The sequence below is a fragment of the Methylomonas sp. 2BW1-5-20 genome, assembly GCF_052474515.1.
Window position 1 is genome coordinate 2,129,404 of sequence record NZ_CP184127.1, and the last position, 24,466, is coordinate 2,153,869.

Below are 24,466 nucleotides of genomic sequence, written 5' to 3' on the forward strand. Positions count from 1 at the left end.
TTTTGATATTCAGAGTATGGCAAGTCATGATCATTGGCTTTTTGGCGTTAACTTTTATCTATGTCGCTACTGCGTTGAGGAGTAATTGTTCGAACTGTTCCGCTGGGACCGGCCTGGAAATTAAATAACCTTGACCGTAGTCGCAGCCCATTCGCTGCAGCAGATCGTATTGTTCCGGGGTTTCGATGCCCTCGGCGACAACTTTAATACCCAGTTTATGCGCCATCACTACGATGGCCTCGCACAATGCCATATCGCTGGAACCGGCCAGCAGGTTCCTAACGAAAGTTTGATCGATCTTAATATAGTCGATATCGAATTTCTTCAAATACGCCAAAGACGAGTAGCCGGTGCCGAAGTCGTCCAAGGCCACCTGAATACCGGCCTCGCGAAATGCCAGCAATTGCTCGCGTATCGTGTTGGTGGCATCCAGCAACAAGCCTTCGGTGATTTCGACAACTACGCACTGTCCCGGCAAAGTCAGCTCTTGCAGAGTGGTTAACCAGCGATTGCTTTCCGCGCTTTGCTTACGAAATTGCACCGGCGATTTATTCACGCTGATCTGGAAATCCGACATATAGGTTTGCCGCCACAGTCCTGCCTGGCGCACGGCGCTGTCAAAAACCCAATCGCCAATATCGACGATAATTCCGGTATCTTCCGCAATCGGAACAAATTCGGCCGGACTGACCATGCCCAGTGTCGGATGTTGCCAACGCAGCAAGGCTTCGGCTTTCACAATGCGGCCGCTGGCAAACTCAATTATCGGCTGGTAGTGTAACAACAACTGTTGCCTGGCCAGCGCACCGTGCAAATCGTTGGCCAGACGCATGCGTAATTGGGCATTTTGCTGCATCAAGACCGTGAAATAATGGTATTGATCCCGGCCCAGATTTTTAGCGGCATACATCGCCTGATCGGCATTTTTCAACAAGGCCTCGGTGTCCATCGCATCGTCCGGATACAGCGCAATGCCGATACTGCCGGAGATATAGGCCGTTTCGTTGCCTAATCTGAACGGCTCGGCAAGCCGCTGCAAAATAGCCCCGGCAATCCGATCCACGCTATCGACATGATCCAGCTCCCCCAAAATGACGGTGAATTCGTCACCGCCCAGTCTGGCAATGCTGTCGGACTCGCGCACGCAGCCGGCAATGCGCCGCGCCGCCTCTTTCAGCAACACGTCGCCCATGAAGTGGCCCATACTGTCGTTGACATCTTTGAAACGATCCAAGTCCAAAAACATCAAGGCCACCCGCTGACCGCGGCGAAAAGCCTTCTTGATTTCCTGGTTGAGCCGATCTAAAAACATATTGCGATTCGGCAAACCGGTAAGCGGATCGAAATTGGCTTGGCGCCATATCAGTTCTTCGGATTTTTTACGGTCGGTAATATCCGCGATCAACGCCACCCGTCTGTGTACGCCGCCGCTTTCGTTAAGAATGGAATTAATCGTTACCCATTGAATACAATCCTCGCCATTTTTGCGGCGCCCGCTGATTTCGCCGGCCCAATGTCCGTTGGTATTGATAACCCGCAACACGGTTTTATAGAACGCCTGATCGTGCAGATCTCCAACCGCTTTGGCGAACGCGCGACCTATCACTTCGTCGGCGGTATATCCGGTAACCGTGGTAAACGCCGGGTTAACCGTGATGATGGTACCTTTGGCGTCCGTAACCATCATCGCCTCGCTGCTATTCAGATACACCATGGCCGCCAGCTGCATCTGCTCTTCGGCACTCTTCCGCGCGGTAATGTCTTCATAAACACCCAATACACCGATCACCTGTTGCTGCGAATTTCGCAAGGGCACTTTCGAGATGCGCACGCATAGGGTTTCCCCTTGCGGACCTATTTGCGTCTCTTCGTAATCCAATTTTGCGGTGTTGCTGTCGATGATCTGTTTATCGTCGGCACGATATGAAGCGGCCTGATCACGCCAAAGCATTTCGTCGTCGAGTTTGCCAATCAATTCGCTCGGACTCTTAAGTCCGGCATCGCGGCTAAACGCCAAATTGGCGCCTAAAAAGCGGTAATTGAGGTCTTTCCAAAAAACCCGGCTGGGGATGGTGTTGATGACGGTTTGCAGCATGTTCACCGAGTCGGCCAATTTGCGCATGGCTTCCAGACGCTCGGTAATATCCCGCAAAATAAGCAATTGATTGCCCGCAAAGTTATCGCCCAGCAATACGATGTTGATCAACACCATTCGGCATCGGCCATCCTTACAGCAGACTTTCAACTCCGGGGATTCGGCCGACTCGTCTATAGAATTGGGTACATGCTGATAGGTATGCCAGCTTTGAATGACTTGCTGCCGATAATCGGCATCTGGATGGGCATGCCACCACCATTCCGCCAAGGTAGGAATATCCGATAGCGTATAACCAAAGGTTTTGACGAAAGCCGAATTCAAATAGTTGATATTGCCCTGACTATCATGCAGCGCATACGCAATTGGCGATTCTTCGATAATCGCGTGAAATTTGGCTTCGCTGCCCGACAACGCTTGATGGGCTTGATAGAGCCTTTGATAAGGCAATTGAATGCTGTTGAGAAAAACCGAACGGTAGATGAGGGCATAGGCAATAAGTTTATAGACATGCCCGAGCAGGATGAACAAATCGGTAACGCTGGCATAAAAGGTAACGAAGAACTCGCTCATCGCCATGATGGCCGCCGCTGCGGCCAGACCGGCCGGGTCATGCGATGCCCCGCCTCTGGTTTGGCGTAAATAGCCTAAGGCACTGAAGCTATAGACAGCGGCAAGAACATATTCGCAGACTTTTTTGAATGAGGTTAAACCTGTATTTTTATCGAAGGTATGCGGTAACCAAGCTTGATGGAAAAACACCAGCCAACAGATCAGCAAAATGCTGAGCAACACCACCCCCAACATCAGCCAGCGCATGCCGGGGGTTATTTGCCGACGCGGTATCAGCAACCCCATCAATAAGCCGAAGGCCGCAAATCCGCGCGCCGTTAGCCAAAAGGCAATAGCTTTCTCCGTATCGCTCTCGGTAATAAAAGCCGGCATCCCCTGAAAAGCCAAAGTATGCAGTAAATCCAGGATGGCGACGCCCAAGAAGCAACTGGCCAATATCATGAAACCGGCGGAGTTTTCTTTCTGGTAAACGCTCCAGCCAACCGCAAACACCAACGCGGAAATCACGATGGAGAAACCCTCCATTAAGGTATGGGCGCCCAACGATTGGCTAACGGTGTGCTGCAGTTGCTCCGAGAGAGGACAATAGAGGCTACCTAACTGGATCAGCGACAGGATTAACACTGTCCAAAGCAGAGATCTTGCCTGGTTTCGTTCGCTAAATTGCTCCACAGAGTTCCCTTACGCTTTGCCCGCCTGCCGATATTATGTAGAACTGAATCTATTAGTGACTGCTATTTTCAGTTTGATAACGCTGAGACACTACAACAAATTTGGTGAGTATCAATGGCTTAAGCCCCGCCAATAGCCTCTCAGCCTGCCAATTTGCGTGACGTCCAGTTGCTCGGTGCGGCAATGCCGCCGGCATAAGGCGCCGCGAAATCCCAAATAATCGGGAGCCAACGGCAGCAACCGCGCTACATCTTCGGCCCGCAACGATCCCGCCAGACCGCTCAACAGTTCCAGACCATTGACTCGCTCGACGAAGCTTTGCAACTCGTCGAGCGTCATCAACTGCGTCAACGGGCCGCATTGCTTATCGGCAGTATCCAGCATCACCCCGCGAAAACCGGCCTTATATAAGGTTTCGACAATTGCAAAATCGGGCCGGGTATCGGCAAACAACACCGCGACCAAGGCCACGCCCTGCGCGGCAACGGCTTGCAAACGATCGATGCAGGCTTGCCAATCGCCACCGGGAAAAAAACCGATCTTTACATAATTCACGCCGGTAGCCGCCATGGCTTGCACGGCCGGGAGCACCAGATCGGGCAACATCGGCAAATCGCCGATAGTAGCGCTAACGCAGCTTCCCGGTTGCAAGTTTCGAAGAATTTCGGCTACCGTGACAACATCCAACGCGCCCAATGCCCCGCGAGCCGGCTGTTTTAAATCGATAATATCGACAGCGGCGGCTTCAACCAACAACGCTTCGGCCAGACTATTCACGCTTGCCAACATCGCGGTCATACCTGCACTCCCTGGCGATGTTGCTCGATAACCGCCATGATCCAATCCCAAGCCTCCCGCTCCCGCTCACCGGCGGTTTTTTCCAGGCCGATGCGCAAATAATCCAGTTCGGCTTGAATCTTCTCCCAAGGCAACCGATCCAGCCGGCTGATCAAAATCGCCGCTTCCAGCACCGAATATTGCGCCCGGTTAAAACCTTGGAACGGCTGATGATTGAACGTCTGCACGGCCCGACAGAACAATTTCGGCCGGATGTCGTCATCTTCGATCCGGATGAGTTTCAGTTCGGTATGCGCCAAGGTATCGGCTAAATAATACCCCGCGATTTGCCGGGCCGGCAATAAGGGCCAATCCCTACGCCCTGTCAGACAACCGGCAAAAATCCGCACATCGTCGCAATAATTAATCACGGCAGTTTCGGTCGCCAACAGGTTATCCAGCGTGGTCGAAGGCCGAAACGGCAGGATAATGTATTGATCTTGTTCAACATGCACCCCCATCGGCGCGATGTGCGTATCGCCTTGCAGATTGACGGTGGTGACGAGGGTTTCTTGAATCATGGTTGTTTAGGTCTATCCTGAAGCGTGAAATGTTGCCGTTTTACCGGCAACCCAGCGCGCAATTTTAATCTCGCCGGCTGAGCTGTGGGATTTTTTTTCTCGCCGACGCATGCAGGATGCTCTCGATCAACATTAACCGGGCCACACCATTATGCACGCCATAGATATTGCCGACTTATCGATCTTGCTGATAGAACCTTCGACCACACAGTTAAAAGTCATCATGCAACATTTACGCGACGAAGGTATCGCCAAAATAGAAGGCGTCGCCAATGCGGCGGCGGCGCTGGAAAGCTTGCAAAACCACCGCCCGGACTTAATTATCAGCAGCTTGTATCTGCCAGATATGATGGCGACCGAACTGGTCGAAAGTCTGCGCGGCGACGAGACTTTGAACCATGTCCCCTTCATGCTGATATCTAGCGAGTCCAGCTTTGCGGTGCTGGATACCATACGCCAGGCCGGCGTGGTGGCTATTTTGCCCAAGCCGTTCGCTCACGACGATTTAAAAAACGCGTTGCGTGCGACTATCGAATTCATCGATCCGCAAGAAATCAGCCTGGAGCATTACGACATCGAAAACGTGAGAGTTTTAGTGGTGGACGATAGCCCGCTGGCCCGCAAGCACATTAGCCGGGTCTTGAATAATATGGGGATCGTCAAGATTACCCAGGCCCAGGATGGCAAGGAAGGCGTAGACATTTTCAGCCAAGATCAGAACGCCTTCGATCTGATTGTTACCGATTACAATATGCCGGTAATGGACGGTCAGCAATTGATTAAAACCATCCGCCAGGGTTTAGGCAATTCCATCGTGCCGATCTTGATGGTCACCAGCGAAGAAAACGAAACCCGTCTCAGCAACGTGCATAAAGCCGGGGTTTCGGCAATCTGCGACAAACCCTTCGACCCGCAGACCGTGAAGGAAATGTTGTTTCGAGTGCTGGAACCCGATTGACCATGTTCAAGGACAGCGTGCGGGATTTTGGTTTTACACACCGAAAGTCTCTGATTTTCATGCAACCCCTGGTCATCCGCAGTTTCTTAACGTGCTAATTCGAGCAGATGTTCAAAACAATAACCGTGCAGCATTTCGTGCCCGCCGTTGAACACGGTCAACGCGGCGAAACCAATATCACGTCTGAGAAATACCGTTCTATCACCGATGCTTAGCGAGGTGGGAGCTGCACCCTGAGTAAGTAACGGCATCGCTTCTTTCAAATCGACCACCGCATCGAATCTGCCATATTGATTCATCAGCGTATTGAAGTAACCGATCGAATGCGAGATGGGCACGGTTCCCTTATGTCCATCCTTGATACCCGCATACAACTCTATTCGCCCGTGCGGGGCATTGGGTAGAGTCCAATACAACGGCGAACGACGCCTTGCAGCGGCCACATCGATTTGCGAGCCGCTTCCTGTGCAACGCAGCACATTTTCACTCAATTCGATGTGACCATGCGAGGCAGTTTCACGTTGCCATGTCTCCAAATCGGAGATCGCCGCCCATGCCAGCCAAGCCTTGACCGGATGACGAGTTTTGGCATACCAGCCCAGTGTCGCGTAGGCGCCACCGGAAAAACCGACCACAAAAATGTTTTGCGTATCCACGATGCTATTTTGTAAAGCAAATTCAATTGCATCATCTAAATCAGCGATTACCTTATCACTTAGGCAATTATTAGTCCCGATATTAGGTCCGCGAAAATCCGGATGAATATAATTCCAGCCATGCATTTTTACATATGCCGCAAGAGGATCAGGCGTAGCGTAATCTCCCGCCCAGAAATGCAGACTAATCAACAAGGGTCGTTTTGTTACACCAGGTGCAGAATAAAAATAGGCTTTTTGCAAGTTACCATCTACAGAGCTAGGGATATCCCAAACGGTAAAACCATCGGGCCAATTGAAAGGCTCAGAGACAGTTGCGGGATGCAACCAGTTATATAGCATCGGGTAAGTCTTAGCTCCCGCGATATAGGCACAAGACGCGATCAAAACAACTGCTAACACGATCCGAACAGTCATATCAACTAAAATCCCGTTACCGTGTTGGCGTTATTTAAACTATTCTGCGCTTCGTTAACTATCGATTGGATTTTCGCCATGTCTATCGGATGATTCGTCGCGTAGACTTCCTGAAAATCGCGTAGCTTAGCAAGATGCGGTTCAAGCCCACCACTATCCAATCGTGCACCGAAGTCTGTAAATGCTGCGTCGGAAGAAGATTTCTCTTCGAACACTCGATCTAAAATCAAATCTCCAAGGGTTTGTTTGTAATGGGCTGGCTCCCAGAACCAATGCATTAATGCACTTTGTTTGGTCGGCACTGGTTCCAACGCCGGACCGTAGCTACCGCTGAAATCCCATATGGGGTAAGGTTGCAGGCTCGCCCGACTTGCTTCTTGGGCGTTAATCTCAACCATTTGATATTTCATGGTTTCAAATCGCGACCATAAATCCGATAGCCAAAGTGTTTGCCATTGCCAAGCATGAGCGGGGTGAATGATTAGCTTCATTTCCACATTTTGGGCATATGCATCTCGCAATAACAGCCGAAAATCGTCCAGACTTTTCTGAAAACCCGCCAAGTTTTGGCGCATTTCCTTAAACTGCCCCACATAGGTGCGCGTATAGAAATTGAAGGTTTTGACATGGTCAAATTCGTCCGTCAATGGCAGCCAAAATCCATTTGTCGCCAGAGTATCTTTGACCCAGGATTGCTTGCGAATTGTGGTCAAGCTGGCTTGCAAAGCCGATATCGAGATCAGCGATGAAGCCAGATCGGGTAGCCGTGCGGAAAATAAGTTAAATTGTTTTTTCCCTGCCTCGTCGACGATTAGACGCTTGTCAGAAAAAGCGCCGCTGGTGTCATTTTCCGGATGAAACACTCGAAGATCCAGAGTCAGGATAACCAGTTTTTGAGGATTGATGGCTTGCGCATGTTGAAAGCTACGATGTAGCTGATACATACTTGCCGATGGCACGGCCATATTGTAGCAATTTAAGTTTGCCAGCGATGGGTGATTGGGAGACAAACCACGCCCAGCTCGGGATGTACCAAGCACAATGCAGTCCGGTTTCAGATTTTCGACGCGGTAAACATGCGTTAAGCGCAAGTGGCTAGCATAGTCCGGTTTATAGACATTGAAATGGGGAATGGCGGGCGGATTGAATATACTGAATGGATTCACAAACCAATTCATGCCGGCGACCAGCGATAGTAATCCGACCACGCAACCGCTCCAGCACCGTAAATAGTTGTTTGCCTGTTTCATGATGGCTATCCCATTTTAGAACTGGAAGTATAAAAATTCGCTGATCTGGGTCAGGCCAAGCAAGGACCAGACCGTCGCCACGCTGATGAGACAGGCCCAACCTAAAGTGGGAGCCCAGATGGCGGCGGGAACCGATGCGGTCACTTCCTCGCAACCACGCGGTGTAAAGTAAAAGCGCCCCATGATTTCCTGAGTGTTGGGGGAGTAAAAAGTAATGCCAGCTATGACTGTTAGCGCTAACAGCAATACTACTTCCGCGCTAGCAGCAATACCGGTGACGCCAACCCAATGTCCCAACGATGATTGCATCACTATATCCGCATAAAATGGCGAGAGTCGAAAATCCGACGATGATAACAAGCTTTTCAGAATGCGGTGCGCAGATGCAACATCGTTAGCGCGAAAGAACACCCAGCCGACTAATACCGCCAGAAACGTCAATATCTTGGAAAGGCCACGACCCAGACGGCTAGATGAGTTCAGATCGTGTCCTAACTGCCGACGAAAAGCATGCCATCCATGATTGATGATCAGATACGCCCCATGTAGCGCACCCCAAATGATGAAAGTCCAACCCGCCCCATGCCAGAGACCACCCAGCAGCATCGTAATCAATAAATTTGCGTACCGTCGGACGGGGCCTTTTTTATTGCCGCCCAGCGAGATGTATAAATAATCGCGTAAAAACCGAGAAAGCGTCATGTGCCAGCGGCGCCAGAAATCGATGATATTGACGGCTTTGTAAGGCGAGTTGAAATTTAGAGGTAAGCGTACCCCCATCATCAAGGCTAGGCCAATGGCCATGTCCGAGTAGCCGGAAAAGTCGAAATACAGCTGAAAAGTATATGACAAAGCACCGCCCCAGGCATCCAATGTCAAAATCGGTTGGCCCTTGGCTGCGGCCGCAAATATCGGCGAACCAAGACTGGAAATGCTATCGGCTACGATGACTTTTTTGAACAGACCCAGCACGAAATAACTCAGTCCGGCGGAGAAATTCAGGGCATCGAAATGAAAAATGCTCTTTTGTCCAAACTGCGGCATCATTTCCTTATGATGCAATACCGGGCCGGCAATCAGGTGCGGGAAATAGGTGACAAACAAGGCGTAATGCAGGAAGTTGTATTCTCGCGCCTCGCCCCGATAGGCGTCTACCAGAAAGGCAATCTGAGTAAAGGTGAAAAAGGAAATGCCTAGGGGCAGAATTATGTCGGTATGGACATAACCGACTTCCAACACGGCATTGAGATTCTCTAAAAAGAAATTAGCGTACTTGTAGTAACCCAATACCGCCAAATTCACCACCACGGCAAACACGAACGTGTGGTGGCGAGTGCTAGCTTGGCGGCGTTCGTCACCAAGTACGGTTCCTATTGAGTAGTTAAACAAAATTGATGCAACAATCAGCCCCAGATAGGCTGGGTTCCACCACCCGTAAAAAAACAGCGAGGCGGCTACCATCCAACTGATGGCCACTCGGCGCCCGGCATGCCGACCCAGAGTAAAAAATACCAGTAGCGTTACCGGCAAAAAAACTAGGATGAACGTATAAGAGTTGAAAAGCATAAAGTCGGCCTGTAGTTTACTGCTGCCGCTAGTTTACTGGATACATCGTTACCTATAAAACCATACAAAGCGTGAAAGGCATACACCGCTCAAGAGCTTCGCTGTACTTTGTAATATAAATACGCTGAGCATAACTTCTATCTCACACAATAACGCATTGTTTTAATTAGAAATACTTGTAGCGTTTGAAACGCAGTTTGCTACATCCTCGCGCAATCGATAAATGCAGGCTTTCGCCAATTTATGATATCGCCACTACGGCTAAGGGGCTAAGGGGCTAAGGCATATTTTAATTTCTTGTACATATCCAATGGCCAACCTATACTGCCTATAAAAGCAGTATCTATAAAAACAACATGAAACCACTTACCGACCGCCAACAAGAAATCCTGAACTTCATAGAACGAAGCCTGATGCAGGATGGCTTTCCGCCGACTATCGCCGAAATCGCCAACGCCTTTGGCCTGCGCTCGACCAACAGCATCCGCGGCCACTTACAGGCTTTGGCGCGTAAGGGCGCAATCGAACTGGTGCCGGCCGCATCGCGCGGCATCCGCCTACTCAAGCCGACACTCGATCCCGACCAAGGCTTGCCGCTGATCGGCCGAGTGGCGGCGGGCCAGCCGATTCTGGCCGAGGAACATATCGAGCGTTATTGCCGCCTGGGACCGGAGTTGTTCGATAACCGCGCCGATTATCTGCTACGGGTACACGGCATGAGCATGCGCGATGCCGGCATTTTGGACGGCGATCTATTAGCCGTGCAACGCACGCCGGAAGCGCGCAACGGCCAAATCGTCGTCGCCCGGATTCACGATGAAGCCACGGTAAAACGACTGCGCCTGGACACCCAAGCCCACATGGCTTATCTGGAGCCGGCCAATCCGGATTTCGCGATCATTGAAGTTAATTTGCAACGCGAACCGTTGGCAATCGAAGGCGTGGTAGTCGGCGTGATTCGCAGCGGGCTATGAACAACGTAAGCTCCCTAAACCAACTCTTACGCTCCCAAACCGGGATCTGGCGCGGATTGCATTCGGAGCAGCAAAACTGGCGGACAATTGCCTCCGGTTTTACCGAGTTGGACGCCTTGCTGCCCGGTGGAGGTTGGCCGCTGGGAGGCGTATTGGAAGTCTTATCGCCCTGTTTAGGTATCGGCGAATTAAGCCTGCTGCTGCCGGCCATGGCCGGCATGACACAAGCCAAACGCTGGATAGCCTGGATCGCACCGCCGCAGCAAGTTTACGCACCGGCCTTGGCACAGGCCGGCATTGATTTAGCTTATGTTCTGGTAGTGGACTGCCGGCAAGCGGAGGACATCCCCTGGAGTCTGGAAAAACTGCTGCGTAGCGGCCGCTGCGGCATGACCTTGGCTTGGCCACGCCGGCTCAGCGATCATCAAATCCGCCGTTTACAACTGGCCGCCGAAGCCGGCTCCGCATTGACAGTACTGTTTCCCAAACAACGTAGCGGCAGCGGTTATACGGCATTACGTCTGGAAGTCAGGCCCGCGGAGACCGGTCTGGCCTTGCACATTTTGAAAGCGCGCGGCAGCTTGCAACGCGCATCCTTAACTTTGCCGCTATAAGCCCAACATGGCTGCAACCGCCAGGGCACTATTACCCACGCCGACCGACCGAGTCGATGCTCTCGTAAAACCCAACGCGGCCAACAGCCAACTTTGGCTATGCGCATATTTTCCCGACTTGGCTTTGGCAGCGCTGCATTTGGATTTAGATCAGGCCGTCGCCAGTTCGGTGCTGAGCAAAGGCCAAACTCGTTTGTATAAGGTCTCGGAATCGGCCCGGCTAGCCGGGGTCGAGCCGGGCATGGCCCCCGCTGCCGCTCTGGCTTTATGCCCAGGCTTGATTATTCGTAGTCGAGATCCGCTCGCCGAACGCCGGGCATTACAACAACTAGCCGAAATTGCACTAAATTTCAGCCCCTGGGTCAGCCTGGATCAGCCGGACTGCCTGCTGCTGGAAATTCGTTCCTGTCTGACCCTGTTCGGCGGTGTAGAGCGCTTACAAGATAAACTGCGACTTGCCTTACAGGCCGGCGGGTATAAACCCGTCATCGCCATTAGTCCATCCCCAACTGCCAGCACCTTACTGGCAAGACTAAGCCTGGAAACCATCATCAGCGACCGCCAGGCCTTGCGCTCGGCACTGGGTCCGCTGCCCATAACCGCTCTGGAACTGGACGATAAAATCTTACTTCGGCTATTCCGCACCGGCATTCGCCAACTCACCGACCTGTGGCGCTTGCCGCGCGACGGATTGGCCAAGCGCTATGGTGCCTTGTTATTGCAACAACTGGATAGACTGGCCGGCCAGCAAACCCAAATTTTGCAAGCCTTCCATAGGCCGCCAAGCTTCCAGGCCAGCCGAGAGATGCCGATCGAGCTGGAACGTATCGAGCATTTCTTTCCGGCCATCGAACAACTGGCCGGCGAATTTGCCGCGTTTCTGCAAACTGGCGACGCCACGACATTAGACATCACCCTGGAACTGCATCATCACGGCCGCTCGGCGACTCGGTTGGCATTGGATTTTCGCGCCGGCAGCCGCGACCTCCAACACTGGTGCGGTTTGCTGTACGAGAAACTGGAACGTTCGCCGTTGCCAGCCCCGGTGCTGGGCGTTAGCTTGCTCGGCACAGCCATAGTTCCGTTTCAGCCGGAGCGCTTCAGCCTGTTTAACAACAGTGAACAACCTAACGGCGAAGCGGAATGGCAAGCTGTTTTGGATCAATTACAAGCCAGACTGGGCCATAACGCCTTGATCTTTCCGGGTACGCAAGCCGACCATCGCCCGGAACGCGCCATGACCCACACGCCAAACCTGTTGAATGCAAATCCCGGTTTGCCGCCGCGGCCGTTGTGGCTGTTGCCTAATCCCGACCCGATAGGGATCGACGATATTCATCTGCTGTCCGCAGTGGAACGCATCGAATCGGGTTGGTGGGACGATCAATCTATACGCCGCGACTACTACATCGCTAAGGACACGCGCGGCCGCAAGCTATGGGTTTATCGCGATTTAAACACCAAACACCAGTGGTTTATACATGGCCTGTTCGGATGATGCCATCGAGCCGGGAAGCGGGTTTGCCGAACTGCATTGTCTGTCCAACTTTAGCTTTTTGCGCGGTGCCTCGCATCCGGAAGAGTTGGTCGCGGAAGCCGCCCGGCTGGGTTACCAGGCACTGGCGCTGACCGACGAATGCTCGCTGGCCGGTGTGGTGCGCGCGCATCTGGCAGCCCGCAAACACGTTATCAAACTGATCATCGGCAGTGAATTTGTGTTGGAGTGCGGTCTAAAACTGATCTTGCTGGCGACGGATAGAAGCAGCTACGGCAACCTGTCCGCCTTGATCACCCTTGGCCGGCGTCAAGCCGAAAAAGGTAGCTATCGGCTGAGTCAAACCGATTTAGCCAGCCACTTTCCGCAAGGTTGTCTGGCGATCTGGTTAGCCAACGATCAATTTCAAGCAGACGATGGCCGCTGGTTGAAACAGCTGTTTACCGACGATCTTTGGCTGGGCGTCGGCAAATTTTTATCGGGCTACGACGAAATCCATTACCAACAAGCCACAGCCGTAGCCCGGCAATTAGACATTCCGATAGTCGCCTGCAACAACGTGCATATGCACCACCGCTCGCGCCGCACCTTGCAAGACACGCTCACCGCGATTCGCTTAGGACAACCTCTGTCGCAACTGGGCTACGCCTTGTTCGGTAACGGCGAGCGGCATCTTCGACCCTTGCCCCGACTGACCCAGCTTTATCCACCGGAATGGCTGAAGCAAACCTTGGTTATCGCGAAACGCTGCGGCTTTTCTCTGGATGAATTACGCTACGAGTATCCGCAAGAACTGGTGCCGTACGGTCATACCCCAACTTCCTGGCTGCGACAATTGACTGAAACCGGCATCAAAAACCGCTGGCCGTATGGCGTGCCGGAAAAAGTACGTCAGCAAATCGAGCACGAATTAGCCTTGATCGCCGACTTGGCTTACGAACCTTATTTTCTGACCGTACAAGACATCGTCAGATACGCCCGCGAACAAGGCATACTCTGCCAAGGCCGTGGCTCGGCGGCTAATTCGGCCGTGTGTTTTTGCCTGGGGATTACCGAAGTCGATCCGAGCCGGATGAATCTGTTGTTCGAGCGTTTCCTGTCTCGCGAACGTAACGAGCCGCCGGACATCGACGTGGATTTCGAACATGAACGCCGCGAACAAGTCATTCAATATATCTACCAAAAATACGGCCGGCATCGAGCCGCGTTGGCTGCCACGGTGATTACTTACCGCACTCGTAGCGCGGTGCGTGACGTTGGCAAAGCTCTGGGCTTGAACCTATCACAAGTGGAACGCCTAGCCGACAGCGTGGATCGTTGGGATGGGTATCAGCTGATGCCGGAATCATTAAAAGAATGCGGTTTCGACCCGGACAGCCCCACCGTACAACGCTTGGCCATGCTGGTTCAGGCAATCAAGGGCTTTCCGCGCCATCTTTCGCAACACGTCGGCGGTTTTGTGATCGCTCGCGACGAATTATCAAGGTTGGTGCCGGTGGAAAATGCCGCAATGGCCGACCGCACTGTGATTCAATGGGAAAAAGACGATTTGGAAGCGATGGGCTTGTTGAAGGTGGACGTGCTGGCGCTGGGCATGCTCAGCGCGATTCGCAAAGCCTTAGTCTATCTTGGCGAATACACCGGCCGCACCTGGACCTTGGCCGACATCCCCGCCGAAGACCCGGCCGTTTACGCCATGCTGCAACAAGCCGACAGCATCGGCGTGTTCCAAGTCGAATCGCGGGCGCAGATGACCATGCTGCCGCGCTTGAAACCGGAAAACTATTACGACCTGGTGATTGAAATCGCCATCGTCCGTCCCGGCCCGATTCAGGGTGAGATGGTGCATCCCTATCTGGCCCGGCGTAAGAGATTGGAGGAAGTCGAATATCCCAGCCTGGAAGTCCAAGCCGTGCTAGAGCGCACCCTGGGCATCCCGATTTTTCAGGAACAAGTCATGCAACTAGCCATGGTCGCGGCCGGCTTCACTGCCGACGAAGCCGACCAACTGCGCCGAGCCATGGCAGCCTGGAAGCGCAAGGGCGGCCTGGAACCCTTCGAACGTAAATTATTGGACGGCATGCGCGCACGTGGATATAGCCAGGAATTTGCCCAGCGGATTTTCCAACAGATCAAAGGCTTTGGCGATTATGGCTTTCCGGAATCGCATTCCGCCAGCTTTGCCTTGCTGGCTTATGTCTCGGCCTGGTTGAAACGCCATCATCCGGCGGCGTTTTGCTGCTCCTTGCTGAACAGCCAGCCGATGGGTTTTTATGGGCCGTCGCAATTAGTGCAGGATGCCCGCCGGCATGGTGTGGAGGTCAGACCGGTGGATGTACAAAACAGTTTATCCCAATGTTCATTGGAATTTCCCGCCAACGCCGCGCCAGCCTTACGTTTGGGGTTTAATCAAGTAAAAGGTTTATCGACAACAGCGGCGATCAAAATTGTCCAAACCCGAGGCCGGCAAGCATTTGCCAATGTTACCGATCTTGCCGCCCGCGCCGGCCTGGATCGGCAAGATTTGGAACACTTGGCCGCAGCCGATGCCTTGAAAACCCTGGCCGGCAACCGGCATCGCGCCTTTTGGGCGGCCGGCGGCGCGGAAACGGCCACCCCGGTATTTGGTGTAGCGGAAATCACCGAAGCGACGCCGCTATTAAAAGCACCCAAACCGGGCCAAGAGGTATTGGCGGACTATGCCAGCACCCGGCTCAGCCTGCGCGAACACCCACTAGGCCTGCTGCGCGAACGCTTGCGCCGCCGCGGCGTGACCACCGCCGCCTCCCTATGGCAACGGCGCAACGGCAGCATCGCCCAGGTCGCCGGTCTGGTGATCTGCCGGCAACGACCGATGACCGCATCCGGCGTGACTTTTGTAACGCTGGAAGATGAAACAGGCCAAGTCAACCTAGTCGTCTGGCCCGCCACAGCTCTGGCTCAGCGCAAACCCTTACTGAAAGCCCGCCTGCTGTCGGTGAGCGGGACGATCCAACAGGAGGACGGCGTGCTGCATTTGGTGGCCGGTAAGTTGGAGGATTGGAGCAGTTGGATTGGCGATTTGGAGAGTAAATCCAGGGATTTTCATTAAGCCATGAGCTGAATCAAAAAGCCGCACCATTTAATGAAGCCTCTTCAGAAGCGTCTCCTACCATTAAGTTTAAAACAACTGTGCTACCATCTAACAATATAATAAGATTTTTTTAAGTGGCCCAATACTCATGACTACAATTCATTTGCTAATACCTTATTTTGGTAAACTGCCGCCTTGGTTCGGACTCTTCTTAACATCTTGCGCTGCCAATTCAAGCGTGAAATTTACGTTGATCGGAGACGACGCTTCTTTCGATCCACTATTTCCCCCAAATGTCTACAGGATTCCGATGAACTTGTCGGAATTTAGCAATGCTGCGGCTGATCGCCTCGGGAAAAAGATATCTATAGTCTCCGCAAGGCGAGTTTGCGATTTTAGACCGATGATGGGAGCGATTTTTTCAGAACAACTGAAAGATGCAGGATTTTGGGGATACTGCGATGTCGACATTATCCTGGGTAATATACGTCGATTTTTAACAGAAGAGCTATTAAAATCTTACGATGTAATCTCATCAGGCAATGGATGTCTGGCCGGCCATTTTGTAGTATTTCGAAATGAAGGTCTAACACAGCGATTATTTGAAAGAAGCAAAGACATTGACTATATATTATCTACGGACAATCATACGGCTTTCGACGAGCTTGGTCCATCAGCCATCTGGCATTTTCCAGGCTTCACGTTAGGGACGGAAGGAGCACTTGAAGCGATGAGCCAAGTGGTGTGGGTCGCGCGCGATTCCGGTATGCTAAAGGCACATCTTGGCTTACCAATTGTCAATGATCCAGATATGCCTTTTAGGAAATGCTTTAATGTCCGTTGGGACCATGGCTGCCTTACTGATAGCAAAATTGGCTGTGAATACTTATACGTTCATTTCCAGAGCTCTAAAGGAAGATTTGGCTTTAGAAGATGGATACCGACATCTACAGATCTATTAAAGCAGTTCAAAATCACCCAACGGGGATTTTTTCAAACCCGAGGACTTAATCTAGTTCTAAAGTCACTGACGTGTGTTTTTCATGACGACATTTATACCAAAACCTATCGCAGATTATTTGATGAATCTAACCGAAAAGTCTCTATATGAATAATAAGCAAGGAGCGTCGCAAATCTGCATTCGCTTTGTCTGTTGCCGAAGCCCATTCTGAACCTTTGCCGAGCATCTAAATAAACACCAGACCAATAGGCATGGTAGTCCGCAATTAGTCAACAAAATAAAACACTGGTCCAGCGCAAACAATTAGTCCGAATGGCATCAGCTATAGTTATTAGCTTGTCCTCCTTAAAATCATGATCTACAAGCCCACAAACTCCATCAACCCCTGCAATTTCTTAGGCTCAAGTTCATAAAACGAATGCGCCCTAACCCGCTCCGGCAAGCCGACATCGCCGTAACGAACCCGAATCAAACGGCTGACTTTGACGCCCTGCGATTCCCATAAGCGCCGCACCAAACGATTCCGACCCTGCTTCACGGTGGCATAGAACCATTTGTTTGCGCCTTCGCCGGCATAAAAGCTGACGTCTTCGAAATGCGCCGGACCGTCTTCCAATTCCACACCCTGCTTCAGACGCGCCAGCATCGCGTCGTCCACTTCGCCTAATATCCGCACCGCGTATTCGCGTTCCACTTCCCGCGAAGGGTGCATCAAGCGATTGGCTAGCTCGCCGTTATTGGTGACTAAAATCAAGCCGGAGGTGTTGATGTCCAGGCGACCGACCGCGATCCAGCGGCCGACTTGCAAGCGCGGCAACTGGGTAAAGATTACCGGGCGGCCTTCCGGGTCGCGGCGGGTGACCAGTTCGCCGACCGGTTTGTGGTACACCAGCACCCGGGTCGGTTGCTCGGCGTATTTTTCCCATTTCACCACCCGGCCGTTGATTTGCAAATGATCGTCGGGCTTTAAGTGGTAACCCGGCTGTACCGGATTGCCATTGACGGTGAGCTTGCCTTCTTCTATCCAGCGCTCGATTTCCCGCCGCGAACCGACGCCGGCCCGCGCCAGCAATTTCTGGATGCGCTCGCCACCGGGCAGGGTGTTGCTAGTGGAGGGTGAGGTTTTCGGCGCCGAGGCCGGCTTCGGTTTGGGCGTCGAACTCGGTTTCCGAGATTGCGGTTTCTGGGTCCGTTTGTCCTGTGGGGCTGACGGGTTGTTCGATCTCGGCGGTTTGCGGTCTTTCACTGTGGTCCTGCTCGGGTTGCGGTTGAGGCGAGTTGCCGAAATCGAAATTGACGATTTCTTCCAGCGTCGGTAATTCGCTCAATGAGGTTAAATTGAAATAATCCAGAAATTGTTTGGTGGTGCCGAACAAGGCCGGTCGGCCCGGTACTTCCTTATGGGCGATGACGCGAATCCACTCGCGCTCCAACAGGGTTTGAATGATGGAACTGCTGACGCTGACCCCACGGATGTCTTCGATTTCGCCGCGCGTCACCGGCTGGCGGTAGGCGATGATAGCCAGGGTTTCCAGCAGCGCACGCGAATAACGCGCGGGCTTTTCCTCGAACAAGCGGGTGACATAAGGCGACAGACCTTCGCGCACCTGAAACCTATAACCGCTGGCCAATTGCCGAAGTCCAATCGGTCGATCAGCATAGTCGCGGGAGATGTCTTCCAAAGCCATTTGCACGGTCAAGGTATCGGGTTGCTCCAATTCCGGAAACGTTTCCTGGATCTGCCGAATCGTCATCGGTCGATTAGCGGCAAACAAAATGGCTTCTACGATGCGCTTGGTATTCATATCGCACTCTTTAATTCTGTCGGGCTGTAATCGGTGGCGTTCGACGAGGATAGGTTCGTAAGTACTGGCGCGAATGATTTCCGCCCAACGTTCCGGTAAACGGCTTGCGCGCCTAACCGCGCTAACAGCCGTAGGCTCCGGCGTAACTGGCTGCCAGCTAGTCTGCCAAACCGGCAGCAGGCGCGCCGTTCGCCGACGAAACGTGGGCACAGCGACTGGTTGACTTGGCTCGATGACTGGTAAAACCGCAACGCGCGGCTCTCTAGCCCAGATAGCCGGAAAACGCACAGCCCGCCGCTTGACCGGCACGAATATCGTGACCGGCTCGGGCTTAATCCGAGGCTTGCGGGGCGTTCTGGGTTTGGGTGCGGGAATAACATCATCGACGACGGTTTCAGCTAACTGCGGGTCAGTCCCCGGTGCCGCTATCGACGCGGATTCTGACTTGGATGCCGGCGTAAGGCTCGGACTGGAAGATGTCGATGATGCGTTCCTTGGAGAGTTCAAGGATGGCAAGAAACGCGACAACCACTCCGTTTTTTCCTTCACTTCGGGTAAAACACGCTGCGAAAGGGAGCTGATTTGCTCCGTTAAGTTTTTCCAAAATGGCTGCCATTCGTTCACGGACTGATAGGGGTTCTTTGGTTATTTGATGGTGACTAAGCCTCTCGGCACGCTTCAATATGTCCTGGAAAGCCAGCAGCAGTTCCTTGAGTTGCACATCCGGCAAAATTTGCTGCACATCCACAGTCGAGGTATCGACACCAAATTCAAAGGTATCGCGCTCGTTTCTGGGCAACAGATCGATTTCTTCGGCGACTTTTTTGATCGCTTCGTATTCCTGCAATTTGCGAATCAAAAACGCTCTGGGATCTTCCTCTTCTTCTTCGCTTTCGGGCTGCCTGGGCAGCAGCATCCGCGATTTGATCTCCGCCAGCAGCGCGGCCATTACCAGATATTCTGCGGCCAGTTCCAGACGCATATTTTCCATCATGTCGATGTAGGCTATATATTGCCGGGTGATCTGGGCGATAGGGATGTCGAGAATATCCAGATTCTGCCGGCGAATCAAATACAACAGCAAATCCAGCGGTCCTTCGAACGCGTCCAGAAAGACTTCCAACGCATCCGGCGGAATGTAAAGGTCGTCCGGTAAATCCTGATAGGGCTGGCCTTGTACCAGCGCCAGAGGCGGCAGCGCGGTTTCGACCGGTAATACCACGTCGTTCAAAACTACATGCCCGCCAGACTAAAAAACCACTGTTGGACGTAATACATGGGATAAGCCAGGATGTATTGCAAGGCATTGGTCGCCAACAGAATCAATAAAAAAATAAACCCGAAGCGCTCCAAGCGATTGTATTGCCAAGCCCAATAATCCGGCAGCAACCCAGACAATATCCGGCTACCGTCCAAGGGCGGAATCGGCAAAAGATTGATTAAAGCCAAGACCAAGTTGATGCTGATGCCGGCTACACCGCTGTAGATCAAGGGGAAAGAGATATATTCGATTTCCAGCGTCACGCCGATTCTAGCCAGCAAAGCCCAGGCCGCCGCCATCAATAAATTGGATAAAGGACCGGCTAACGCCACAATCGCCATCGCTTGACGCGGCTTTTTAAACGCGCGGGGATCGACCGGCACCGGCTTGGCCCAGCCGAACACAAAACCGGTGAAAGTCAGTAATAACAAGCCGGGGATAATCAACGTACCCAAAATATCGATATGTTTCAGCGGATTCAGGGTCAGGCGACCTTGGTCGGAGGCAGTAGTGTCGCCTAGCTTCTTTGCCACCCAACCATGCGCTACCTCATGACCGGTAATCGCAAAAATGACCGGCAAAATCCAGACTACGATCCTTTGTATCAGAGTTAATTCGTCCATCATGGCAGCCTCACTCCAACATCGGCGCGATACCGATGCCTTGTCGCACAATTTCAATCGACTTATCGCCGCAAGCGATGACGGTGGTAGGTTGATATTCGATCACCCCGGTATCTATCACCAGCGCCAACTCTTTTTCCAGCCGTTTTCTGATCTCGTAAGGGTCGGCCAATGGCTCGCTATCGCCGGGCATCATCAGGGTGGAGCTTAACAAAGGTTCGCCAAGTTGTTGGGCCAAAGCCTGAGCAATCGGGTGTTCGGTGATTCTGACGCCTATGGTTTTCTTTTTCGGATGCTGCAAACGGCGCGGTACTTCCCGCGTCGCGTCCAACAGAAACGTAAACGGTCCCGGGGTTAACTTTTTAATCAGGCGATGGGCCTCGTTGCCCATTTTGGTAAAAGTGGAGACTTGCGACAGGTCGGTACACAGCAAGGTAAAGTTATGATTGTCATCGAGGCGGCGGATGCTGCGAATCTGGTCCATCGCCGCTTTATCACCTATCTGACAGCCCAGTGCATAGGAGGCGTCAGTGGGATAGACGATGACACCGCCATCGCGCAGGATATTCACCGCTTGTTGAATCAAACGCGGCTGCGGGTTCTTCGGGTGAATTTCGAAATATTGCGCCATCGGCTAAAAGTTGCGGCTTAAAATTAAGCATTGTACCTTAGAAGGCATCTAAAAACGTCCCGAGACAGTTTCGGCGAAGGGTTATCGCCACGAAGCCCGCTATCTTTCCGATTGTTTTTTGGCGACTTTATCGCGCAGATAGACCGGCATGGCCTGCTCGACAGGCACGGCTAAACCGCTAGCAAATCCATAAGCGCCCAATTGAGCGACGCAACCGGCGCGCGGCCAAACATCATCTTCGACACCTCCCACCCAACCACCTAAACGCTGACCCAACTGCTCCGCATAAACGCCCCAACCGGATCCGACACCGAAGCCGGCGAGGTCGGGAAAGATCACTTCGCTCGCGGGCGTGACCGCTTCCTCTCCCAACAGTTCGGCAAGCCCCAAGGCATTACGCCGATACACGCCCCAAAAGATTTCGTCCATCCTCGCATCCATCGCGGTGAAACTCAGCTCGGCACCGGCACGATGGTTGAAAAAATCTTGCGCGATTGCCGCCAATGTCGATACCGGCACCACAGGCAAATCGGCGCCATAGGCAATACCCTGCACCACGCCGCCAGCGATTCTGACACCGGTAAAAGACCCCGGACCACGACTCAAGCCAATGGCATCGAGCTGTTGCGGACTGAGCTGGGCCTCGGCCATTAATTCATCGATCATCGGCAAAATCAGCTTGGTATGTTCGCGGGGCGCTATGGCAAATTTTTCCCGAATCTCGCCATCGATAAACAAAGCCGCCGAACAGGCGTCGGTGGAGGTTTCTACTGCCAATAATTTCAACTGCTTTCCTCTAATGCAAAAAACTGCCGCACGTCTTCGATCTCCCGGCTACGCTTCATCGCCGGCACGCTATCCAGAAACATCTGACCGTAGGAACGTTTTAACAAGCGGGGATCGCAGACCATCAGCACCCCACGGTCGTTAACATCGCGAATCAAACGTCCCACACCCTGACGCAACATGATGATGGCGCTGGGCAATTGATGTTCGAAAAACGGGTTACGCCCCTGTTTTTCCATCGCATTCATTCGGGCCTTCAATACCGGATCGCCGGGCGAAGCGAACGGCAGCTTATCGATGATTACGCAGGACAAGGCATCGCCGCGCACGTCCACGCCTTCCCAGAAACTGGCGGTTGCCAACAATACCGCGTCGCCCAATTCCTTAAATTGATCCAGCAACACACCCTTGGAACGAGTACCTTGTACCAATATCGGATGATCGAGCTTGCCTTCCAGCAATTGCGCGGCGCGTTGTAAGGCGCGGTGACTGGTAAACAGAAAAAACGCCCTGCCCCGGCTGGCTTCCAGCACAGGCAACGCGAATTCAACGATCTTATCGGTAAAATCCGGATCGCTGGGCTGCGGCAAACCTTTGGGATGATAAAACAAGGCCTGGTTCGGATAATCAAACGGGCTCTCCCAACTTTGACTGAGCGCGCCGCTCAAACCCAGATTCTTGGAAAAATGCACGAAATTGTTGGCCACGCTCAACGTCGCCGAGGTGAAAATCCAGGTGGCTTTATGCCGGGCCATGAAGCCGCGAAACTCCTTGGCAATATCCAGCGGTGTGCGGCTGAGAGTGAAGGATTTGCTATAAGTCTCGTACCATTTGATCCACTGCCCGTCCTTGTCGTTGATCAGGGTTTCCAACTGCGCGTCCAGTGCTTCAGCCCGATCAAAGCACGATTCCAGGCCTTTGCTGCGTACAGAAGCGCGTTCCAATTGATCGGTCAGCCGGGCCAATTGTTTTTGCAGGGATTCCAACGCGCCGGCAATTTTCGGGTTGGTTTCGATGTCCTGCCAATCGCCGCGCCGCAGTTCAAGGCCAAACGCCAAACGCAGATCCTTGACCTCATGCTGCAAATCTTCGCAGGCAGTGCGCAAATCCGGCATATCCTTGGCGTCGGTGAAATATTCGGCCAGACTGTCGTCGGCCAGATCGACCAACTGCTTACCGCTGATCGTCACCCCCAAAAAATTGGACGCGGTATCTGCCAGTTGATGTGCTTCGTCGATGACAACGACTTCGGCGTCGGGCAATAGCTCGCCGAAACCGGTTTCGCGAATCGACCAGTCGGCACACAACAAATGGTGATTGACTACAACGATGTCAGCTTCCTGAGCCTGTTTGCGCGCTTTGGTGAGAAAGCAATCGGCATAGTCCGGGCAATTCTGCCCCAAACAATTATCGGTCGTGGAAGTCGCGTGAAACCAGACCGGATCGCCGTCGTGCACATCGGCCACTTCCGAAACGTCGCCGGCCTTGGTGCGTTTCGACCAGGCCTTGATCTGCGCCAACGCCGCCGCGTCTTCCTGGCTATAACCGAACGCGGAGTTCAAGGCCTGTTCCAGCCGGTATGTGCATAAATAATTGGCGCGGCCTTTGAGTAAACTGGCTTTGAACGGCCGCTTGCTCAAGGCTTTGCGGATCACTGGCAAGTCCTTGTTGAACAGCTGATCCTGTAGATTTTTGGTGCCGGTGGAGACGATGACTTTCTTGCCGGACAGAATGGCGGGAATCAAATAGGCAAAGGTTTTGCCGGTACCGGTACCGGCCTCGGCAATTAAATTTTGCTGCGATTCGATGGCATGGGCAATCTGCTCCGCCATCTCTATCTGCGCGGCACGCGGCAAGTAACCGTTAATAACTTCTGCCAAGGCGCCGCCGTCGCCAAAAATGTCGGCCAATTTTGCGGCGGCGCTGGTAAGCGCCGGCTTGGAACCCTCAGCCACTAGCGACCGAAAAAGCTGTCCGCCTTGGCTTTAGCTTCTTTGGCGCCTTGCGGATTTTGCTGCATTTGCCGAGCTTCGGCAATCAACAGCCAACTTTTGCGTTTCAGATCGAGATTGCCGCCGGCCAGCAATGCCGCCTTGCCGGCCAATTCTTCCGCCAGTTGCGGTTTGTTCTGCTTAATTCTGAGCTGAGCCAGTTTGTAGGTCAGGGTCGGGTTGCGCGAATCGATACGCAGGGCACGCTCCATCACCACCACCGCGGCATCCAGATCGCCACTATTGCGACTGCGGTCCGACTCGCTGATCAAGGCCAACACAGCCGGCGGGGTACCATTGGGGATGGTTGCATCTTCGATCGAGAATCGAGGCACCGCGGCCGTCGCAACTGTACTTGGCGCTGCCGGCACCGATTCCGGGGCTGGCGTTGGGGTAGGCGGAATATCCGCCGGCGGCATTAACGGCTCGGCACGAAATGCCGGCAAATTCGGCTCGTCTTTAAAATTATTGGTCACGCTTTCGATGGCGTAAGTTGCCGTATTCGGACTGGATGCCAGTTTTTTGGCTACGGCGGGAGCGGCTGGCTTGTTGTTTGCCGTTTTTTTGGCAGGCGCTTTTTTAGCGGGCGCGTTGCTGACGGCAGGCGGTTCCGAGCCGGACATGCTGGTGCAAGCCGCTAATGTCAGTAACAGGGGACACGCCACTAATAGAGATTTATTATTCATCTACGATTTAAATAAGCACG

General features: G+C 52.9%; 20 protein-coding genes. 6 read left to right on the forward strand and 14 right to left on the reverse strand.

Annotation, left to right across the window (positions count from 1 at the left end):
* Positions 1-58: 58 nt before the first annotated feature.
* The 3 genes from ACH50O_RS09620 to ACH50O_RS09630 all read right to left on the reverse strand — a co-directional run bounded on the left by ACH50O_RS09620 (position 59) and on the right by ACH50O_RS09630 (position 4,698).
* Complete coding sequence (locus ACH50O_RS09620) at positions 59-3,292, reverse strand: bifunctional diguanylate cyclase/phosphodiesterase (RefSeq protein ID WP_446811801.1); 3,234 nt, start codon at positions 3,290-3,292, stop codon at positions 59-61.
* Between the two features lie 159 nt (positions 3,293-3,451).
* Positions 3,452-4,138 carry a (5-formylfuran-3-yl)methyl phosphate synthase gene (locus ACH50O_RS09625; protein WP_446811802.1) on the reverse strand — a complete coding sequence of 229 codons (687 nt, stop codon included), beginning with the start codon at positions 4,136-4,138 and terminating at the stop codon, positions 3,452-3,454.
* Positions 4,135-4,698 carry a DUF447 domain-containing protein gene (locus tag ACH50O_RS09630; protein WP_446811803.1) on the reverse strand — a complete coding sequence of 188 codons (564 nt, stop codon included), beginning with the start codon at positions 4,696-4,698 and terminating at the stop codon, positions 4,135-4,137. Before ACH50O_RS09630 ends, ACH50O_RS09625 begins: the two co-directional genes overlap by 4 nt.
* A 151-nt stretch (positions 4,699-4,849) precedes the next feature.
* Between ACH50O_RS09630 and ACH50O_RS09635 the strand changes: the two genes are divergently transcribed.
* Positions 4,850-5,656 (forward strand): response regulator, encoded by an 807-nt coding sequence (locus tag ACH50O_RS09635; protein ID WP_446811804.1) that lies wholly within the window; start codon positions 4,850-4,852, stop codon positions 5,654-5,656.
* Positions 5,657-5,742: 86 nt separating this feature from the next.
* Here the strand turns inward: ACH50O_RS09635 and ACH50O_RS09640 are convergent, their stop codons facing one another.
* The 3 genes from ACH50O_RS09640 to ACH50O_RS09650 are packed head-to-tail and all read right to left on the reverse strand — an operon-like array spanning position 5,743 to position 9,545.
* Positions 5,743-6,729 (reverse strand): alpha/beta hydrolase family protein, encoded by a 987-nt coding sequence (locus ACH50O_RS09640; RefSeq protein WP_446811805.1) that lies wholly within the window; start codon positions 6,727-6,729, stop codon positions 5,743-5,745.
* Between the two features lie 5 nt (positions 6,730-6,734).
* On the reverse strand, positions 6,735-7,979 hold the full coding sequence (locus ACH50O_RS09645) for a hypothetical protein (protein ID WP_446811806.1): 1,245 nt from the start codon (positions 7,977-7,979) through the stop codon (positions 6,735-6,737).
* Between the two features lie 15 nt (positions 7,980-7,994).
* Positions 7,995-9,545, reverse strand: coding sequence for an MBOAT family O-acyltransferase (locus tag ACH50O_RS09650; RefSeq protein ID WP_446811807.1), 1,551 nt, complete (start codon positions 9,543-9,545; stop codon positions 7,995-7,997).
* A 356-nt stretch (positions 9,546-9,901) separates the two neighbouring features.
* On the opposite strand from ACH50O_RS09650, the gene lexA reads away from it, so the two are divergent.
* From lexA to ACH50O_RS09675, 5 genes are all read left to right on the forward strand, one after another.
* Positions 9,902-10,519: a transcriptional repressor LexA gene (lexA, locus tag ACH50O_RS09655; RefSeq protein ID WP_446811808.1), complete on the forward strand. Its 618-nt coding sequence runs from the start codon at positions 9,902-9,904 to the stop codon at positions 10,517-10,519.
* Entirely contained in the window at positions 10,516-11,133 is a 618-nt protein-coding gene (gene imuA / locus ACH50O_RS09660; protein ID WP_446811809.1) for a translesion DNA synthesis-associated protein ImuA, read from the forward strand. The genes lexA and imuA overlap by 4 nt, the downstream gene beginning before the upstream one ends.
* A 7-nt stretch (positions 11,134-11,140) precedes the next feature.
* Entirely contained in the window at positions 11,141-12,631 is a 1,491-nt protein-coding gene (locus ACH50O_RS09665; RefSeq protein ID WP_446811810.1) for a Y-family DNA polymerase, read from the forward strand.
* Complete coding sequence (locus ACH50O_RS09670) at positions 12,615-15,719, forward strand: error-prone DNA polymerase (RefSeq protein ID WP_446811811.1); 3,105 nt, start codon at positions 12,615-12,617, stop codon at positions 15,717-15,719. Before ACH50O_RS09665 ends, ACH50O_RS09670 begins: the two co-directional genes overlap by 17 nt.
* A 130-nt stretch (positions 15,720-15,849) precedes the next feature.
* The gene (locus ACH50O_RS09675) at positions 15,850-16,812 is read left to right on the forward strand and encodes a DUF6625 family protein (protein WP_446811812.1); all 963 of its coding nucleotides are present in this window, start codon (positions 15,850-15,852) and stop codon (positions 16,810-16,812) included.
* Between the two features lie 209 nt (positions 16,813-17,021).
* On the opposite strand, the gene rluB is transcribed toward ACH50O_RS09675, so the two are convergent.
* The 8 genes from rluB to ACH50O_RS09715 form a co-directional block, all read right to left on the reverse strand.
* Complete coding sequence (gene rluB, locus ACH50O_RS09680; RefSeq protein WP_446811813.1) at positions 17,022-17,735, reverse strand: 23S rRNA pseudouridine(2605) synthase RluB; 714 nt, start codon at positions 17,733-17,735, stop codon at positions 17,022-17,024.
* A gap of 34 nt (positions 17,736-17,769) precedes the next feature.
* Complete coding sequence (gene scpB, locus ACH50O_RS09685) at positions 17,770-18,678, reverse strand: SMC-Scp complex subunit ScpB (protein ID WP_446811814.1); 909 nt, start codon at positions 18,676-18,678, stop codon at positions 17,770-17,772.
* Between the two features lie 199 nt (positions 18,679-18,877).
* Positions 18,878-19,699, reverse strand: coding sequence for a segregation and condensation protein A (locus tag ACH50O_RS09690; RefSeq protein WP_446811815.1), 822 nt, complete (start codon positions 19,697-19,699; stop codon positions 18,878-18,880).
* Positions 19,700-19,701: 2 nt separating this feature from the next.
* Positions 19,702-20,355, reverse strand: coding sequence for a site-2 protease family protein (locus ACH50O_RS09695; RefSeq protein WP_446811816.1), 654 nt, complete (start codon positions 20,353-20,355; stop codon positions 19,702-19,704).
* Between the two features lie 7 nt (positions 20,356-20,362).
* Positions 20,363-20,983, reverse strand: coding sequence for an L-threonylcarbamoyladenylate synthase (locus tag ACH50O_RS09700; protein ID WP_446811817.1), 621 nt, complete (start codon positions 20,981-20,983; stop codon positions 20,363-20,365).
* A gap of 99 nt (positions 20,984-21,082) precedes the next feature.
* Positions 21,083-21,769, reverse strand: a complete 687-nt coding sequence (gene tsaB / locus ACH50O_RS09705) for a tRNA (adenosine(37)-N6)-threonylcarbamoyltransferase complex dimerization subunit type 1 TsaB (protein WP_446811818.1) — start codon at positions 21,767-21,769, stop codon at positions 21,083-21,085.
* Complete coding sequence (locus ACH50O_RS09710) at positions 21,766-23,724, reverse strand: ATP-dependent DNA helicase (RefSeq protein ID WP_446811819.1); 1,959 nt, start codon at positions 23,722-23,724, stop codon at positions 21,766-21,768. The genes tsaB and ACH50O_RS09710 overlap by 4 nt, the downstream gene beginning before the upstream one ends.
* Positions 23,724-24,446: a tetratricopeptide repeat protein gene (locus ACH50O_RS09715; protein ID WP_446811820.1), complete on the reverse strand. Its 723-nt coding sequence runs from the start codon at positions 24,444-24,446 to the stop codon at positions 23,724-23,726. The genes ACH50O_RS09710 and ACH50O_RS09715 overlap by 1 nt, the downstream gene beginning before the upstream one ends.
* Positions 24,447-24,466: the final 20 nt, after the last annotated feature.

Bases quoted from the DNA above. Each gene is read 5' to 3' on its own strand.
- ACH50O_RS09715 (WP_446811820.1), bottom strand. From the start codon at position 24,446: ATGAATAATAAATCTCTATTAGTGGCGTGTCCCCTGTTACTGACATTA.
- lexA (WP_446811808.1), top strand. From the start codon at position 9,902: ATGAAACCACTTACCGACCGCCAACAAGAAATCCTGAACTTCATAGAA.
- ACH50O_RS09650 (WP_446811807.1), bottom strand. From the start codon at position 9,545: ATGCTTTTCAACTCTTATACGTTCATCCTAGTTTTTTTGCCGGTAACG.
- ACH50O_RS09630 (WP_446811803.1), bottom strand. From the start codon at position 4,698: ATGATTCAAGAAACCCTCGTCACCACCGTCAATCTGCAAGGCGATACG.
- ACH50O_RS09635 (WP_446811804.1), top strand. From the start codon at position 4,850: ATGCACGCCATAGATATTGCCGACTTATCGATCTTGCTGATAGAACCT.
- ACH50O_RS09670 (WP_446811811.1), top strand. From the start codon at position 12,615: ATGGCCTGTTCGGATGATGCCATCGAGCCGGGAAGCGGGTTTGCCGAA.
- ACH50O_RS09700 (WP_446811817.1), bottom strand. From the start codon at position 20,983: ATGGCGCAATATTTCGAAATTCACCCGAAGAACCCGCAGCCGCGTTTG.
- ACH50O_RS09625 (WP_446811802.1), bottom strand. From the start codon at position 4,138: ATGACCGCGATGTTGGCAAGCGTGAATAGTCTGGCCGAAGCGTTGTTG.
- ACH50O_RS09665 (WP_446811810.1), top strand. From the start codon at position 11,141: ATGGCTGCAACCGCCAGGGCACTATTACCCACGCCGACCGACCGAGTC.
- ACH50O_RS09675 (WP_446811812.1), top strand. From the start codon at position 15,850: ATGACTACAATTCATTTGCTAATACCTTATTTTGGTAAACTGCCGCCT.
- ACH50O_RS09645 (WP_446811806.1), bottom strand. From the start codon at position 7,979: ATGAAACAGGCAAACAACTATTTACGGTGCTGGAGCGGTTGCGTGGTC.
- ACH50O_RS09695 (WP_446811816.1), bottom strand. From the start codon at position 20,355: ATGATGGACGAATTAACTCTGATACAAAGGATCGTAGTCTGGATTTTG.
- ACH50O_RS09640 (WP_446811805.1), bottom strand. From the start codon at position 6,729: ATGACTGTTCGGATCGTGTTAGCAGTTGTTTTGATCGCGTCTTGTGCC.
- imuA (WP_446811809.1), top strand. From the start codon at position 10,516: ATGAACAACGTAAGCTCCCTAAACCAACTCTTACGCTCCCAAACCGGG.